This is a genomic window from Methylorubrum extorquens (assembly GCF_024169925.1).
Lineage (GTDB): Bacteria > Pseudomonadota > Alphaproteobacteria > Rhizobiales > Beijerinckiaceae > Methylobacterium > Methylobacterium extorquens_A.
Genome location: NZ_JALJXF010000001.1, coordinates 1,438,442 through 1,454,851, shown reverse-complemented (window position 1 = coordinate 1,454,851; position 16,410 = coordinate 1,438,442). Strand labels below are relative to the sequence as shown.

Annotated in this window: 14 protein-coding genes; 1 reads left to right on the top strand and 13 read right to left on the bottom strand. The window is 68.4% G+C overall.

All coding sequences use genetic code 11. The features are described 5' to 3' along the window. Window positions 1-2: 2 nt before the first annotated feature. Window positions 3-374, top strand: a complete 372-nt coding sequence (locus J2W78_RS06995; protein WP_253369215.1) for a DUF6285 domain-containing protein — start codon at window positions 3-5, stop codon at window positions 372-374. A 104-nt stretch (window positions 375-478) separates the two neighbouring features. Here the strand turns inward: J2W78_RS06995 and J2W78_RS06990 are convergent, their stop codons facing one another. From J2W78_RS06990 to J2W78_RS06930, 13 genes are all read right to left on the bottom strand, one after another. Further along, on the bottom strand, window positions 479-769 hold the full coding sequence (locus tag J2W78_RS06990; protein ID WP_253369213.1) for a hypothetical protein: 291 nt from the start codon (window positions 767-769) through the stop codon (window positions 479-481). A 191-nt stretch (window positions 770-960) separates the two neighbouring features. Next, window positions 961-2,049: an alpha/beta fold hydrolase gene (locus tag J2W78_RS06985; RefSeq protein ID WP_253369211.1), complete on the bottom strand. Its 1,089-nt coding sequence runs from the start codon at window positions 2,047-2,049 to the stop codon at window positions 961-963. Window positions 2,050-2,085: 36 nt separating this feature from the next. Further along, window positions 2,086-2,847 carry a poly(R)-hydroxyalkanoic acid synthase subunit PhaE gene (locus J2W78_RS06980; RefSeq protein WP_253369209.1) on the bottom strand — a complete coding sequence of 254 codons (762 nt, stop codon included), beginning with the start codon at window positions 2,845-2,847 and terminating at the stop codon, window positions 2,086-2,088. After that, window positions 2,844-4,502 carry an AMP-binding protein gene (locus J2W78_RS06975; protein ID WP_253369208.1) on the bottom strand — a complete coding sequence of 553 codons (1,659 nt, stop codon included), beginning with the start codon at window positions 4,500-4,502 and terminating at the stop codon, window positions 2,844-2,846. Before J2W78_RS06975 ends, J2W78_RS06980 begins: the two co-directional genes overlap by 4 nt. Continuing rightward, window positions 4,502-6,244: a thiamine pyrophosphate-binding protein gene (locus J2W78_RS06970; RefSeq protein ID WP_253369206.1), complete on the bottom strand. Its 1,743-nt coding sequence runs from the start codon at window positions 6,242-6,244 to the stop codon at window positions 4,502-4,504. The genes J2W78_RS06975 and J2W78_RS06970 overlap by 1 nt, the downstream gene beginning before the upstream one ends. Window positions 6,245-6,306: 62 nt before the next feature. Continuing rightward, window positions 6,307-7,239, bottom strand: a complete 933-nt coding sequence (locus J2W78_RS06965) for an AEC family transporter (RefSeq protein WP_253369204.1) — start codon at window positions 7,237-7,239, stop codon at window positions 6,307-6,309. A 112-nt stretch (window positions 7,240-7,351) separates the two neighbouring features. Further along, entirely contained in the window at window positions 7,352-8,941 is a 1,590-nt protein-coding gene (locus J2W78_RS06960) for a class I adenylate-forming enzyme family protein (protein WP_253369202.1), read from the bottom strand. A gap of 49 nt (window positions 8,942-8,990) precedes the next feature. Next, window positions 8,991-10,865 (bottom strand): TRAP transporter large permease, encoded by a 1,875-nt coding sequence (locus tag J2W78_RS06955; RefSeq protein ID WP_253369200.1) that lies wholly within the window; start codon window positions 10,863-10,865, stop codon window positions 8,991-8,993. A gap of 4 nt (window positions 10,866-10,869) precedes the next feature. Then, the gene (locus J2W78_RS06950) at window positions 10,870-11,958 is read right to left on the bottom strand and encodes a TRAP transporter substrate-binding protein (RefSeq protein ID WP_253369198.1); all 1,089 of its coding nucleotides are present in this window, start codon (window positions 11,956-11,958) and stop codon (window positions 10,870-10,872) included. 185 nt (window positions 11,959-12,143) lie between these two features. Next, a complete protein-coding gene (locus J2W78_RS06945) occupies window positions 12,144-12,650 on the bottom strand; it encodes a hypothetical protein (RefSeq protein WP_253369196.1) in 507 nt (168 codons plus the stop codon). Continuing rightward, a complete protein-coding gene (locus tag J2W78_RS06940) occupies window positions 12,647-14,455 on the bottom strand; it encodes a PQQ-dependent dehydrogenase, methanol/ethanol family (RefSeq protein ID WP_253369194.1) in 1,809 nt (602 codons plus the stop codon). The genes J2W78_RS06945 and J2W78_RS06940 overlap by 4 nt, the downstream gene beginning before the upstream one ends. Before the next feature lie 162 nt (window positions 14,456-14,617). Then, window positions 14,618-15,184, bottom strand: coding sequence for a ubiquinol-cytochrome c reductase iron-sulfur subunit (locus tag J2W78_RS06935; RefSeq protein ID WP_253369192.1), 567 nt, complete (start codon window positions 15,182-15,184; stop codon window positions 14,618-14,620). A 255-nt stretch (window positions 15,185-15,439) separates the two neighbouring features. Further along, window positions 15,440-16,333: a transporter gene (locus J2W78_RS06930; RefSeq protein WP_253369190.1), complete on the bottom strand. Its 894-nt coding sequence runs from the start codon at window positions 16,331-16,333 to the stop codon at window positions 15,440-15,442. Window positions 16,334-16,410: the final 77 nt, after the last annotated feature.

The following is a 16,410-nucleotide window of genomic DNA, read 5'->3' as shown; positions in this document are numbered from 1 at the left end:
CCATGCGCCCCATCCTCCCCGATCACCCCTCCGGGGCCGCCCTGCTCGACGTGGCCCGCCGCGCTCTCCTCGACGAGGTCGCCCCCACGCTGACGGGACGCCAGCGCTACGTTACCCTCATGGTCGCCAACGCCATCGGCATCGCCATGCGCGAAATCGAAAGCGCCGAGGCGACGGCGAGCAGTTGGGAGCGGGCGCTCGCCCCGCTCACACAAGCCGGCGCCGATCCGTTGAGGGCGCTGGTCGCCGCGATTCGCGCCGGTTCGCACGACGGCGACGCCGGATTGCACGAGGCCCTGCTCGGGACGGCCGCCGTCGCGGCGGAGATCTGGAAGCCGGCGGCCAAGGACGCCGCAAAGCCCGGCGCCGCGTAACCGGCTCTCCTTGGCCGAGCCCCGCCGCGCGGCCTTGTTCGGCCGCGACGGGGCTCGGGTGCGATTGGACCGCGCCGGACGAAGATACCGAGGATCGGCTCGCCTCACCGGGCCGTGTTGGCCGGCTTCTCCGTTCCCGTGCCCGATCCGGCGCCCTTGTTGATAACCGCGTTGCCGCCGTTCTCGGTCGGATCGGCTGTCGGGGTGCCTATGGTCGTTCCTCGCTCGCGGTCCGTCGTTCCGGTGCCCGAACCGGCGCCCTGGTTGACGATGGTGTTGCCGCCATTGGCCGTCGGATCGGTGGCAGGGCCGCCCCCGGTGCCTTGCGCCTGGGCGACGGTGCCGCTGCAAACCGCGAATCCGGCCAGGGCGGCGATGAGTGTCGTGCGCTTCATGGTGTTCTCCCGCTTCTCTTCTCGCCGGTTCAGGCGCTGTTGGAGCAGAGGCTCCGCACTGCCGGCCTCTGCATCGGATCGAGATTGGTTTCGTCGAAAACTTCCGCGCCTGAGCGACCTCAGCGAAAGCGATACGGGAGGTCCGGAGGAACGGCTGCCGGCGGTAAGACGGGCCCTCACCCGGTGCCGTCTCAGCGGGTCTCCAACCAGCCGAGGATGCGGTCGCTGAACTTGGCTTGGCCGCGGCTGACGAACACGCCGATATGGCCCCCGGTGATCGGGGCCTCGGTGTAGTCCTTCGCGCCGATCACCTGGGCCATCGCCTTGCTGGCGGGGGCCGGGATGATGTGGTCGGTCTCGGTGTAGAAGTTGAGCACCGGCATGGTGATTGCCCCCAGATCCACCGTCCGGCCGCCGATCTCGAAGGTGCCGCTATAGAGTCGGTTGTCCTGGTAGAGATCCTTCAGCCATTGCCGGGCCGAGGCGCCGGTATGGTCCGGCCGGTCGGCGAGCCACTTCTCCATGCGCAGGAAATTCAGCAGCTTGTCGCGGTCCTGCCCCGCCTCCATCAGGGTGAGGTTGTACTTCGCGAGGCTGCGGAACGGTGTCATCATCGAGAACAGCACCCCACCGACGCCACCGGGCACGTTGCCGATGGTGTCGATCATCCGGTCGATGTCCCGCGCCTCCAGATTGCGGGTCCAGACATTCATGAAACCGCGCTCAACCTGCTCGTTGCAGCGGTCGGCGTGGAAATCGACGGGCGTGACGCAGGTGATGAGGTTGCGGATCTTCTCGCCGTGCAGGGCGCTGTAACAGAGCGACAGCACCCCGCCCTGGCAGATGCCGAGCAGGTTGACCTGCTCGATGCCGTGCCGGTCGCGGATCGCCTCGACGAAACCATCGATGTAGATGTCGACGAGGTCGCTGAAATCGTCGAACTGGTCGGCCGGCGTCGGGTGGCCCCAATCGACGACGTAGACCGTGCTGCCGGCCTCGGCGAGGCTGCGCAGGAACGAGCGGTCCGGCTGCAGGTCGAGGATCTGCCAGCTTCCGACCATGGCGTAGAGCACGAGGATCGGTGTCTCGACCCGGCTCGGCGTGCCGGCCGCGATCCGGTAGAGCGTGCGCCCGTTGATCTGCGCGATCTTCTCCCGCGGTGTGGCGGCGACGTCGACATCTTCGTCGCGGATCGCGCCGAGCTGCGCCGCTGCCGTCGCCGCCCGCTGGGAGAACTCCGCCAGTTCCTTCAGTCCCGGAATGGATGCGCCCTGCGCCATGCCAGCCTCCTCGTAACCCGTGCGGTTTCACGAAACTCAAGGAGCGTCCGGCGCAGCGTGGTCGGCGCTGCTGGCGCCCCCTGCCTTCAGCGCCCGCACCTCGCGACGTAGGCTGTGCACCTCGCGCATCAGGCCATGCAGCCGGGCGTAGACGTCGAGCATCTCGGTGCGGGTCGGCATGTCGATCGCCTCCGCCGCCATCTCGGCGCGGCGGCGCAGATCCTGGCGCTGCTGCATCGCCAGCCTCAGCATCCGCTGCTGTAGGGCAGCGAAATCCTGGGAGCGGTTGAACTCCATCAAGGTGCGGTCGAGCACGCCATTCCAGATGTCCATGCCGTCGGCCAGAAGGTCGGCGGTCTCGCCGCGGGCCCGGAGCGCCTCGACCTCGGCCTGGAAGTTCTCGCCGGCCTTGACCCAGACCGGCATCACCGCCGCGAGGTATTGCTGAACGAGCATCATCAAATCGACGGCAGCTTCGGGCGAGGGCAGCAGCGCGCCGTTCGGAGCCGGCAGGTCGGCGAAGCGCGGCAGCGCCAGTGCCCGCCGGAACTCCTCCATCAGTGGCGCCACGCTCTGGAGCCCCTGCGTCGGGTCGGCGAGCGCCCCCATCATCAGCGAGGCGGAGGGGCCGCCGCGCGCTTCCAGCAGCGATTGCCACGTTCGCGACCACGCGGTCATCGCCTCCATCGAGGCGTTGAGCGAGGCGCCGAACATCCCGAACGGGTCGGACCCGCCGGACGCTTGCGTGCCGGTCCCGTCCGGACCGTTCTCTCGGGTGCCTGTCCGGGTGCCTGTCATAGCGATCGCGCCTGCTCGCGGAGGACGAACTTCTGGATCTTGCCCGTCGAGGTCTTCGGCAGCGGCCCGAACACTACCGCCTTGGGCACTTTGAACCGCGCCATCCGCTCCCGGCAGAAGGCGATCACCTCTTCGTCCGTGGGGGTGTCCGCGCCGGGCTTGAGTTCGAGGAAGGCGCAGGGCGTCTCGCCCCAGGTCGCGTCGGGCCGGGCGACGACGGCGGCCAGCATCACGGCGGGGTGGCGGGTCAGCACCTCCTCCAGTTCCAGGCTGGAGATATTCTCGCCGCCGGAGATGATGATGTCCTTCGAGCGGTCCTTGATCTCGACCGCCCCGTCGGCGTGCCAGACGGCGAGATCGCCGGTGCGGTACCAGCCGTCCGCGAGCGTATCCGCAGTCGCTGCCGGGTTGGCGAGATAGCCCTTCATCACGGTGTTACCGCGCATCATGATCTCGCCGAGCGTCGCGCCGTCCTGCGGGACGGGCTGCATCGTCTCCGGGTCGGCGACCATCACGGAGCCTAGCGTCGTCAGCGCTACGCCCTGGCGGGCCATGCGGGCGTAGCGTGCCTCGGTCGGAAGTGCCGCCCAACTGGGCTGAAACAGCGAGGCGGTGCCGGGGCCGTAGCACTCGGTGGCGCCGTAGAGATGGGTGACCTTGAAACCCAGCTCCTCCATGGTGCGCAGGATCGTCGAGGAGGGCGCGGCGCCCCCGGTCGCGCAGCGCACCACCGCGTGCGAGAACGGCACCCGCACCTCTCGCGGCGCGTGGGCGATCATCGAGAGCACGATCGGCGCGCCGCACAGATGCGTGACCCGGTGCTCGGCGATGAGCCGGAAGATCGCTGCCGGCTCGACCTTGCGCAGGCAGACCTGGGTGCCGCCAGCCGCCACGACCGCCCACGGATAGGACCAGCCGTTGCAGTGGAACATCGGCAGCGTCCAGAGATAGACGCTGTCGGGGTTGAGCCCGAAGGTGACCGCGTTGCCGAGCGCCTGCAGGTAGGCGCCGCGGTGGCTGTAGACGACGCCCTTCGGATCGCCGGTGGTGCCCGAGGTGTAGAGCAGGCAGAGGGACTGCCACTCGTCCGGCGGCCCCTCCCAGGCCAAGTCCGGGTTGCCCTCTTCGAGCAGCGCCTCGTAGGCGAGGTCGCCGATCGCGGTGCCCTCCCCGCCGGGCGCTGCGATATCGATGACGAGGGGGCGGTTGTGCACGAGTCGCAACGCCTCTCGCGCCAGCGGCGCTAGTTCGCCGTCGACGAGGAGCACGCGGGCCCGGCCGTGGTCGAGCGAGAAGGCGATGGTCGCCGCGTCGAGGCGGGTGTTGAGGGGGTTGAGCACGGCGCCCGCCATCGGGACGGCGTAATGCGCCTCGATCATCTCGGGCGTGTTCAGGGCGAGGATCGCCACGGTGTCGAGAGGGCTGACACCCCTCCCCCGCAGGGCCGAGGCGAGGCGTCGGCAGCGGGTGTCGAGCTCGCGGTAGGTGAGCCGCCGCGCACCGTCGATCACCGCGACCTTGCCGCCGTAGGAGGCGGCGGCGTTCGCTAGGAAGCTCGCGGGCGTCAGCGGCACGTAATTCGCCGCGCGGCGCTCGAGGCCAGCCTCGAACAGGTGCGGTTCTCCTTGCACGGGGAGCGGGAGGGCGGCGCTCATCACGCTTCGCCCGCGCGCCACTTGCGCTCGGCCTCGTCCCAGGCGGCGAGCGGCTGGAGGTCCGGCACCCAGGCCAGCCCCGTCTTGGCGTCGGAGGAGACGGCCTCGGGCGTGACCACTACGTCGAGCAGCGCGGGGCGGTTGGCGAGTGCGCGCTGAATCGCCGGCCCGAGTTCCGCTTCGGTCTCGACCCGTTCGCCGTGCATGCCGAGCGCGCGAGCCATCGCCGCGTAGTCGCTGAAGGCGAGCTTGGTGCCGATCACCCGGCCATGGGTGACGGTCTGGTCGTGGACCTCGATCTGCCACGCACCGTTATTGGCCACGACGATCAGGACCGGCGCCTTGTGCCGGGCGGCGGTGTCGAGTTCGATCGCGTTGAAGCCGAAGGAGCCGTCGCCGGTCGCCACCAGCGTGGTGCGGTCGGGATGTGCGAGGCTCGCGGCGATGCCGTAGGGCACGCCGACACCGATGCAGCCGAACGGGCCGGGATCGAGCATGATCGGCGCCGAGAGGCCGATGCGGGCAAAGCTGAGGAAATCGCCGCCATCGGTGACGACGATGGAGTTGTCGTCGATCGCCTCCTGAAGCGCGGCGATGACACGGTTCGGATGCAAGCGCCCGTCCGAGCCGGCGGGGGCGGTGGCCATGGTCTGCTTGAGCTTGGAAGCGCGCTGCTCGTGGCCGGCGCGGAGCTTGCCCGCCCATTCGCGGTCGACGCCGCTCTCGCGGTTGCCCGCGGTCTCGACGATGGCCCTCAGGGCGGCGGCGGCGTCGGACAGGATTTCGACGGCGCCGCGGCGGTTGTCGCGTAGCTCTGCCGGGGTGTCGGCCAGACGCACGAACTTCGCGTTGCCGAAAATCGCGGGCGAACCGAAGGCGAGTTGGAAGTCGAGCCGGCGGCCGACGGTGAGGACCACGTCTGCGTCGGTCATCACCGCGCCGCGCATGGCGCCGACGACGGAAGGGTGGGCGTCGGGCACGAGGCCGCGGCTCTCGCCGGTATCGAGATAGACCGCGCCGAGGCGGTCGAGCAGCGTCACGAGTTCGGGGCCGGCACCGCGGGCACCGCGGCCTGAGATGACGAGGACGCGCTGGGCCGACCAAAGGAGATCGACCGCCGCCGCGATCCGCTCGGGATCGGGCCGTACCGCGACGCGGGGCTTCGATTCGAGATGCTCGGCCATCTGCAAGGGCTTCGGCACGAGGCCGCGCATCGTGTCGGCGGGGAAGTCGATGTAGGAGGGGCCGGGCTCACCGCCCTCCCCCAGCGCCCGTGCGATCGCCTCGTCGAGTTCGGCCAGCGCCAGCGCCGGCTCGCGCACGGTGCGGGCGTAGCGGGTGATGGTGCGCACCAGATGCGTATGGTCGAGATCCTGCAACCCGCCGCGGTTCTCCTGCGGCCGGGTGTTGGTGCCCGACAGGACCAGCACCGGCGCGCGGGAGACGTGGGCGTTGGCGATGCCGGTGATGGCGTTGGTCATGCCGGGGCCGGCGGTGACGAGGGCGACCCCGAGCCCGCCGGTCACCTCCGCATGCGCCTGGGCCATATGCACGGCGGCGCGCTCGTCGCGCACGTCGATGATGCGGATGCCCTCGGCGTCGAGGCGCATCCACAGGGCCATGATGTGCCCGCCGCAGAGCGCGAAGACCCGATCGACGCCGCGCGCCTTCAGGGAGCGCGCGACCACCGCGGCGACGCTGTCGGTGCTGATGGGCATCGGGCCGAGGATGGGGCTGACCATGGGGCGTAACCTCCGGCTTCAGTTTGTCTTGCAGCTTGTTTTGGACGACGCGGGGCGCCGGCTCAGACGAGCCAGGCGAGGACGAGGGAGAGCGTGACCACCGAGACGACATGCGAGACGAGGATCACCCCCGAGGTCGCGGCGGGCTGAAGGCCGTAGGCCTTGGCGAGCGAGAAGGCGCCGGGCCCGGTCGGCAGAGCGCTGAGGATGACCGCGACGCTCGCCCAGATCGGCGGCATCGCGAAGACGTGGAAGACGAGCAGCGCCGCCAGCGCCGGCTGCAGCAGCAGCTTGAGGGCGACGAGCACGCCGATCCGCGGCAATTCGCGAACGTCGAGCGTCTCCTGCGCTAGCACGAGGCCGATGCAGATCAGCGCGCAGGGTGCGGCCGCCGCGCCGAGCAACTCGCCGAAGCGCGCCACCGGCAGGGCGAGACCGAGGCCGGACAGGCCGACGCCGAGGCCTGCGATCGGCGCGAGGAAGAGCGGGTTGCGCAGGAGCGAGAACCCGACGTCCCCCAAGCGGCGGCCGAGGCTCACGCCCTTCTTCAGATCCGCTTCGATCATCACGATCGCGGCGAGGAAGTGGATGCAGGCGGTGAATAGGGTCGCTACGACCGCGGGCGGCAGCCCTTCCGCCCCGAACACGATCAGGCAGAGCGGCAGGCCCATGAAGCCGACATTGCTGTAGCTCGCGTTGAGCCCCGTCATGGTCGCGTCGGCGATCGACTCCCCCCGGCGCCGGCTCAACCAGAAGCCGAGCATCGAGTTGACGAGGACGCATCCGCCATAGGCCATCATGAAGCCGAGATGCCCGAGTTGCTCTGGCGTCATCCGGGCCATGGCCACGAAGACGAGGGCCGGCAGGGCCAGCGTGATGACGAAGGCGTTGAGGCTGTCGGCCGCCGCCTTCGAGAACACCCGGAACAGGCCGCAGAGATAGCCCGTCAGGATCAGCCCGAAGAGCGGCAGTGCCGCGTTCAGGACCGCCTGCATAAACGCTCCCGTACATGCCCACACGCAAGGAAGCGCCGGCCCGCGAGGGCGGCGGTCCCGTTCGTGCTGTCGGCGGAAAAGCCATGGCGTTGCCCGTCAGCGCGGCGCGCCCTCAACCGGCGGCCTTTTGGGAAGCGGCGCGCGCCTCCTCCTCCATGACCTGGGCCTTCAGCACGCGATGCAGCACCTTGCCCGTGGCGTTGCGCGGCACGTCGTCGTGATGAACGAAGGAGCAGGTGCGGGGCCGCTTGTAGCCGGCGAGATGATCCTTGCTCCAATCGATCAGCGCCTTGCCGTCGAGTTCGGCTCCGTCGTGGAGCACCACAGCTGCGTGGACGCGCTCGCCCCATTTGGCATCGGGCAGACCGATCACGGCGACGTCCCGCACCGCCGGGTGGCGGCCGAGCGCCGACTCGACCTCGGACGGGTAGACGTTCTCGCCGCCCGAGATAATCATGTTGCTCTTGCGATCGACGAGCTGGATGAAGCCGTCGGCGTCCCGGCGGGCCATGTCGCCCACCGTGCAGTACTCGCCGCGGAACGCCTCGCGGGTCTTTTCCGGCAGCTTCCAGTATCCGTCGAACAAGTAGGGGTTGGAGCAGTAGAGTTCGCCCGGCTCGCCGTCCGGCACCTCGTTGCCAGCCTCGTCGAGGATCTTGATCGGCGCCGAGCCGACGCATTCGCGTCCGACCGAGCCGAGCTTGGTGAACTGCTCCTTCGGGTGGAGCATGGTCGCCCAGCCGACTTCGGTGGCGCCGTAGAGTTCGTACAGGCCGGAATTCGGGAACAGCTCCATCACGGCGCGCTTCGTCTCCTGGCGCGCGGGCGCGGAGGAGATCATCAGCTTGGTGACGTGGTCGAGGTTGTAGCGCTCGCGCACGCCGCCGGAGAGTCCCAGCATCATGATGTAATGGGTCGGCACCAGCGAGGTGAAGGTCGCGCTACCCTCGGCCAGCGTTTTGAGGCAGTGCTCCGGATCGAAGCTCTTGCGCGAATAGATCGAGATGCCGCCGCCGCAATAGCTGAAGGCGCCGAAGAAATAGAGCGAGTTGGCGTGGCACATCGGCATGACGAGCAGCGCGCCGTCGTTGCGGTGGATGCCGAGTTCGATCTCGGTGCAGAGCGAGAGGTTGCTGGCGCCGCGATGGCTGCGGATCGCACCCTTCGGGTTGCCGGTGGTGCCGGAGGTGTACATCAGCATCCACGGATCGGCCGCCGCGACCGCGACATCGGGCTCCGCGGCGCTGCCCTGGCCTAAGAGATCCTCGTAATCGCGAAAGCCCGCCGGGCAGGACGCGGTCCCGAAATGGATGACGTTGGCGTCGGGGATCGAGAGCTCGGCGCGGATCTCCTCGATGAGGCCGGCGAGTTCATCCTGGACGATGAGGGCTGCGGCCTCGGCGTTCTCGATGATGAAGCGCACTTCCTTGCCGACGAGGCGGAAGTTGATCGGCACGGAGACGAGCCCGGCCTTGGCGGTGGCGGCGTAGATCTCGGCCCACTCGACACAGTTGTAGGCCAGCACCGCGACGCGATCGCCCTTCTCGAGACCAAGGCCGAGCAGCGCGTTGGCGAGCCGGCAGGAGCGCTCGTTCCACAGCCGGAAGCTCATGGCGCGCTCAAGGTCCCGCGCGCCCATGCGCTCAGGCGCCAACCGCGCATGGACCGAGAGCATCTGGCCGAAGGTGAGAAGGTCTTTCATGAAACATTCTCCCGCGTATCGATGCGGCGCGCGCCGCTCTCGGCGGCGCTCACTTGAGGAGGCCGGTTGAAATCCAGGGAAGGGCGGCGACCAAAGCGGTGCCGACGACGAGGGCGGTGAGGTAGCCGCCGATGGGCCTGATCCCGGCATCGGGATCGACCCGGCCGATGGCGCAGGCGGCGTAGTAGCCGACGCCGAAGGGCGGTGCGAACAGGCCGATGCCCATCGCGAGAACCACGACCATCGCGTAGTGCACCTCGTGAATGCCGACCTGCCGGGCGACCGGGAACAGCAGCGGCCCGAACAGCACGATCGCCGGAATGCCCTCCAGCACGCTGCCGAGTACGATGAAGAACAGAACCGTGACGGCCAGGAACACCGGCGCGCCGCCGGGCAGCCCGGCCATGAAGTGGGCAAGCCCCGCCGAGAAGCCGGATTGGGTCAGGCCCCAGCTCATGGCGGTAGCGGCGCCAATGATGAGAAGGATGGCGCCCGACAACCCGGCCGTCTCGACCAGCATCGGCCGGAGCCGACGCCCGTCGAACTGCCGGTAGACGAGGAGCCCGACGAGGCCGGCATAGACGATGCCGATGGTCGAGACCTCGGTGGCGGTGGCGATCCCCTCGACCACGGCCGCGCGGATCACGAAGGGCAGCGCGAGCGCCGGAAGCGCAAGGAGGAAGGCACGGCCGATCTCGGATCGGGTCGCCCGCTGCATCGGCGCGATCGCGCCGGGGCCGCGGGCACGACGCCAGACCACGGCGCAGAGGCAGGCGCCGACGACGAGGGCGGGCAGCAGGCCGCCGGTGAACAGGGCGGCGATCGAGACGCCGGTCACCGAGCCGATGGTGAGCAGCACGAGGGAGGGCGGGATCGTCTCGGTCTGCGCGCCGGTGGCGGAGAGCAGCGCCACGAGGTCGCCTTCGTCGGCGCCGCGCTCGCGCATCGCCGGGAACAGCGCAGGCGCCACCGCCGCCATGTCGGCGGCCTTCGAGCCGGAGATGCCGGAGACGAGGTACATCGCCCCGATCAGGACGTAGGAGAGGCCGCCGCGGACATGCCCGAGCAGGCTCGCCATGAAGGCGACCATGGCGCGGGCCATGCCGGTCATCTCGATCAGGAGGCCCAGAAAGACAAAAAGCGGCACGGCGAGCAGGATGAGCGGTGACATCCCCTCTTCCATTCGGCCCGCGATGACCTCCACGGGGACGGGGGTCGCGAGCGCGATGTAGCCGAAACTCGAAAGCCCGAAGGCGAACGCGATCGGTACAGCCGCGAAGACAAGACTCGCCAGGATCACGACGAAGAACAGGGCGAGGTTGAGGTTGCCGAGCCCTTCGAGGAAGGGCCCGAAGGCGGTCGCGAGGGCAATCGCCGCGGCAACTCCCGCGGCCAGCCCGAGCACGCGGCCGGGCTCCGCCGTGCGAAGCACCCGAAGGCCACCGAGGACGAGCATCAGCACGAGCCCGACCGGCAGGGCGGCGGCGCGCCACGCATTCGAGATCTGGAGCGCCGGTGTCGTCACGGCGGCTTCCTCGTGGGCGTAGGCCAGCGCGCCCGGCAGGGCGAGGAGCAGGAAGGCGAGCGGCGCAGCCTGCGCGAAACGGTCGAGCCGAGCGCGCCCGCGCGGGCCGACGCGGCCCAGCAGCGCCGTCATCCGCATATGGCTGCCCTGGCGCAGGGCGATCACCGCGCCGAGCATCCCGAGCCACAGGAACAGGATCGCGGCGAGTTCGTCGGTCCAGATCAGGGGCGAGCGGAACAGGTAGCGGGCGAGCACGCCGGAGAGCAGCACGACGATCTCGGCGACGACGAGGGCGCAGGCCAGCGCATCGACGCCGGCCCCCAAGCCGCGATCGACCCGCGCCAGCCAGAGCGGCCGGTCGAGGGTATGCGGAGGGTCGAGATCGTCGATCGCGTGCATGGCCTCACCCGACCGCGCCGACATGGCGCTCGAGGAGATTCCAGGCCTCCGTGCCGAAGCGCTGGCGGGCACGCTCGTAGAAGTCGGTCCGCGCCAGCGCGTGGCGGAAGGCGATCGGATCGGTGCCGTTGAAGATGAGCCCGTGCCCTTCCAGGATCGCCCGCAGATCGGCCGTGGCGGCGCGGTTGTCCGCGCGCTGCCGGAGCGCTGCGGCGTCGAAGTGCCGGGCCATCACCGCGCGCAGATCGTCTGGCACGCGGTTCCAGACCTTGCCGCTGGCGAGCAGCCAGAAGCCGTCCCAGGCGTGGTTGGTCAGCGAGCAGAAGCGCTGCACCTCGTAGAATTTGGCCGCGTTGATGAGTGCGAGCGGGTTCTCCTGGCCGTCGGCCACGCGGGTCTGGAGCGCCGGGTAGGCCTCGTTGAGCGGGATGCTGGTGGGTGCCGCGCCGAGCGCGTGGAACATCGCGACCCAGAGGGCCACGGTCGGCAGGCGGATCTTGAAGTTGCGCAAGTCCTCGGGCGTGCGGATCGGATGCGTGCTGCTGGTGATCTGGCGAAAGCCGTTGTCCCAGACGGAGCGGAACGGCACGATGCCGGCAGCAGCGATGCATGATCGGACATGGTCGCCGACGGCGCCATCGATCGCCGGCCAGACCTTTTCGTAGTCGGTGAACAGGAAGCCGAGGCCGGTGAGCGCCGTCTCGGGGATCAGGGTCGAGAGCACCGTGCCCGGCATGGTCGCGAGTTCGAGGGCGCCGCTGCGCAGTTGCGAGAGCATGCCGGGATCGCCGCCGAGCTGATTGTTCGGGAACACGGTGATGACGAGCCGTCCGTTCGTCTCTTGCGCGATGGCGGCGACGGCCTCGGCGAGGCGGCGGTTGACGGAATGCGAGGCCGGCAAGTCGTTGCCGAGCTTGAGCCGCACGGCGTTGGAGGCGGGCGCCGTCTGCGCGGTGGCACCGGTCAGGGTGGTGGCGCCCGCCAGGACCGCGCCGAGGCCGGCCTTGAGCAGGTCGCGGCGACCGATGGCCCGGATCGGGAGACCGGAACGGGTTGCCCGGCCGGCGGCGCGTTCGGTGGTAAGCGAGGGCATGGCGATCAATCGGGTCCGTGCCGGCAGCCCGGCCGAGGGCGCGTCGGGCGGCACTCCTCTCGGAATGCTTCACAAAACTCCCGGCCTCTGACCGCTCTCGTTCTGGCGATGACAGTGCGGCGGGCGTTTTGTGAGAGACACTCAATGCGGGAGCGTCCTCCGCACGGCGCGGAGGACGGGGGTTGCTACTTTCCGCGGGGCGGCCCGACGGAGTTGAGCACGGCGATGCGGTAGACGCCGTCCTTCTGGCCGAGCAGGAAAACGTTGGCCGACTCGGCGTCGGGCTCGCCCGCATCCTCGTCGAAGACGACGCGCAGGCGCTTCGTCACCGGCATGTTGATCTTGTAGGTGCCGCGGGCCTCGGCCTCGGCGAGGCCGTCGGCAGGGAAGTCCTCGACCGTCATCGCCTTGACCGGCCGCCCGAAGGTGGTGCGGATCTGGTAGAGCGTTAGCCGCTTGCGCGGCGGGCGCACGCCCTCCCAGTTGACGAGCCGCTCGAAGGCGCCCTCGTCGTGATCGCGCAAGGCATCGGTGACGAAGGCGAGGAGCTGGTCCGGATCGGACGGCAGGGCCGCCCGGTCCGCAGCGGCGGCCGGGGCCGCCTCCGGCGCGGCCCGCGCCGGGAGGGTCGTGGCGAGGCAGCTCACGCTGCCGACCAGGACCGTGAGGAGCAAGAGGCGCGCCGGGCTCATTTGGCCGAGACCTCCTGGTCCATCACCTTGAACACCCACACGACGCCGCCCTGCGGGGCCATGCGCACCCGGCGATCTTCGGGCAGGGCGTTGTTGATACCGCCGAGCATACGGTCGGCATCGACGCCCCAGCCGGACTGGACCGCGACGTATTGGACGCCATCGACCATGTAGGAGGAGGGCACGCCGATGACGCCGGAATTCAGCCGCATCTCCCACACCACCTTGCCGGTCTTGCCGTCGAAGGCGCGGAACTTGCGGTCGCTGGTGCCGCCGGTGAAGACGAGCCCGCTGCCCGTCGTCAGGACCGGGCCCCAGGTGGCCGAGTCCATGAAGTCGTGCTGCCACACCTTCTGGCCGGTGTTCATGTCCCAGGCCTGGAGCTGACCGATGTTGACCGGCTTGCTCACGTCGACGTCCTTGCGGACATGCAGGCTTGAAAGAATCTCCTCCACCGGCACGCCGATGTAGAGTTCACCCGGCTTGCGGGCCTTGACCGGCACGCCGGCGATCACGGCGCAGAGGTTGTCGTTGGCGGGGATGTAGAGCAGGCCGGTCTTGGGGTTGTAGGCCTCCGGCGGCCAATCCTTGCCACCCCACAGGCTCGGGCAGAATTCGGCCTTCTTGCCGGTGGTCGGAACCTTGTCTTCCTTGTAGGTCGGCCGACCGGTCTTCGGATCGACGCCCGAGAACACGTCCTGATAGACGAAGGGCTTGGCATCGACGAACTTGATCGGTCCGTCCGCAGTCCGCTCCAGCGTCCAGAGGTAGCCGTTGCGGCCGGCATGGACGAGGCCGGGAAGGGTGCGGCCGTCGCGCTTGATGTCAATCAGCAGCGGCGCCGAGACTTCGTCCCAGTCCCAAGCATCGTTGTAGTGATACTGGTGATGGCCCTTGATCTTGCCGGTGTTGATGTCGAGCGCGACGGTCGAGGTCGAGTACAGGTTGTCGCCCGGCCGCGTATCCGGCATCCACGGCCCACCGTTGCCGGTGCCGAAATAGGCGGTCTCACTCTTGGGGTCGTAATTGCCCTGGATCCAGACCGGCGAGCCGCCGGTCTTCCAGGAATCGCCCTTCCAGGTCTGGAAGCCGGGATCCTCCGGTCCCGCGACGGTGTAGGTCTTCCAGGCTTCCGCGCCGGTCTCGGCGTCGAGCGCGGTGATGAAGCCGCGGATGCCGAACTCGCCGCCGGAGACGCCGACTACGACCTTGCCCTTCGCCACGAGCGGCGAGAGGGTCATGTAGTAGCCCTCCTTCCACTTGGCGACGCACTTCGTCCACTTCGCCTTGCCGGTCGCGGCTTCGAGCGCGACGACGCAGGCGTCGGTGGTCGCGACATAGACCTTGTCGCCGTAGAGCCCGACGCCGCGGTTGGTCGGATGGAGCTGGAACAGCTCGGGCGGCAGATCCTTCTGGTAGCGCCACAGAACCTGCCCGTCGCGGGCGTTGACCGCGAGCACCTGCGCCTGCGGCGTCGAGATGAACATGATGCCGTTGTTGACGGTCGGCGGCGATTGGTGGCCGTCCATGACGCCGGTCGAGAGCGTCCAGGCGGGTACGAGCCGCTTGACGTTCTCGGCGTTGATCTTGTCGAGCGGGCTATAGCCCCAGCCGGCATAGTTGCCGCGGTATTGCAGCCAGTTCTCGGGCTCGGGGTTGGCAAGGCGCTCGTCGGTGACGGGCTTGTAGTCCTTGATGCCTTCGGCCGCCTGCGAGCCCGACACGGCGGCGAAGGCCAGAAGCGCGGAGCCGAGCAGCGGCGCGAGCGCCTGAGCGGGTGGTGTTCGACGGTTGGTCTTGGACATCGTTGCTCTCCCGAATCTTTTTGGTTTTCCGAAATGCCCGCACGGCGGCGGCGGCGGCATCTCCTTGTGCTCGTCCGGTCGAGACCGCCGCGCAGCGGTCCGTCCGTATCTCGATGCGGAGGTTGGGACGGGTGTATCCCCGCGTGTCAGGCCGTCAGGCCGTCAGGCGCCGGGGCCGGGCTTGCCGCGGAAGCCTTCGGTGATGACGACTTCGCCCTTCTCGCCCTTGGCGATCGGCAGGACGGGGATGCGCTTGCGCGCCGGCCCCTTTTCGACGCGCCCGCCCTCCCCCGGCACGAATTCCGAGCCGTGGCAGAAACAGAGCAGGGATTTGTTCTCGGCGTTCCAGCCGGTGACGGAGCAGCCCTGGTGCGTGCAGATCGCCGAGAGGGCGATGACGCCGTCCGCCGTGAAGGGCTTCGTGTCCTCGTCGATGTCGGCCTCCGGCACGCGCGCGAGGACGATCTTGGCGAAGCGCGACTCGGTCTTCTTGGTGCCGGTGGCCGTATCGACGGCGATCGCGAGGGCGGGTTCACCCTCCTTGATCGCGTCGAGCGTGACGGGCTTTCCCTCGAGCGGGCCGTCGTCGAACACGAGTGTGTCGCCTTTGGCCGGCAGATCCTCTTCGGGACCCGCCCAGACCGGGCCGGCCGCCAGGCAGCAGCCGGCCACGCCGAGAAGCGCGGTGCGGCGATCGATCATGATCTTCGGATTTTTCGAAGCCGACATCCTGTTCGTTTCCTCTGCTCGCCAAACGAGGCGTTTCGGATGCCACGGCCCCCGCCCAGGCGTCGGGCGGAGGGGCCCGGAGGGACCGGGCCGTTCGTGAGATCCCCGTGAAGCGCCGCATATTGGCATGACCGGCCGGCAATCTATGGTGAATGCTTCAGCCGAATCCGGATGCTTATTAATAAAGCGCCCGGACTTCTCATCTATTTAAGATATTATCCCAAGAAAAAACATCATTGCAAGGGTTTTTTACAGTCAAGGTATGTAGACGTACTTCAGAAAGACTGCGTTGGTGGGGAACGTGTTTTCGCCGTAGACACTCCGCGAGTAGCGGATCGTGAAGGACTGCTTGGGATCGTAGAGGATGGCCAAGCCGGCGCCGAGCGCCAGATCCTGATTCTGGCTGTTTGGGACGATCAGGTTGGACGCGGTGACGCGGGCCGCCGTGTTATACTGGTAGTCGAGCGCGAGGAACGGCTCGACCGGGAAGGCCGGGATGCCGAGCTTGTAGCCGAGGCGCAGGTTCGTGTGGAACGTCGTGCCGGGGCTGACCACCACCCCGCCGGGACCGGCGGGATCCTGGTCGCCGCGGAAGACGCCGCCGACATCGCCGGTGAAGCTCAGGTGCTCGCCCTGAACATCGAACAAGATGCTGGAATAGTTGGCGTAGAAGCGGTTGGTGAAGTAGTCGCCGCCGATCGGCGCCTGGATGAAGGACTGAAAGCCGAGAGTGCTGTTGTCGGTCGGCTTGATCCAGGTTGCGAAGCCCCAGATGGTGTCGCCGAACCCGAACCGCTCCTTGGCGCCGCGCGTGCCGAGATAGACTTCCGGCAGGATCGCTTCGAGGGCGATGCCGACGCCGGGCAGCGAGTCGATTGTGGTGAACCAGACGAACTTGCTCAAGCCCACCGTCAAGTTCTGGCGCGGCACGCTCGACAAGTTGCCGCTTTGGTCGAAGAACTGCGAGGTCGAGTTTGTGCCGGTGTATTGAACGAAGGCGAAGAAGTCCTTGTAGTTGACCGGCAATTCGTACTCGCGCGGTCCGATGATGCCGAAGGTGATGTCGGCTGCCTTGGTGGCGGTGGCCTGAAGGGCAAGTCCCCCCAAAGTCACCGCCGCCGAGATCGCGAAAGCTGCATATTTCCTCACGAGCTGCCCCCGTTTTTACTTCAGTATATTATATATCTCACAGCTTCGCCGACATGTCTGTTGCAGTTATGCAATAT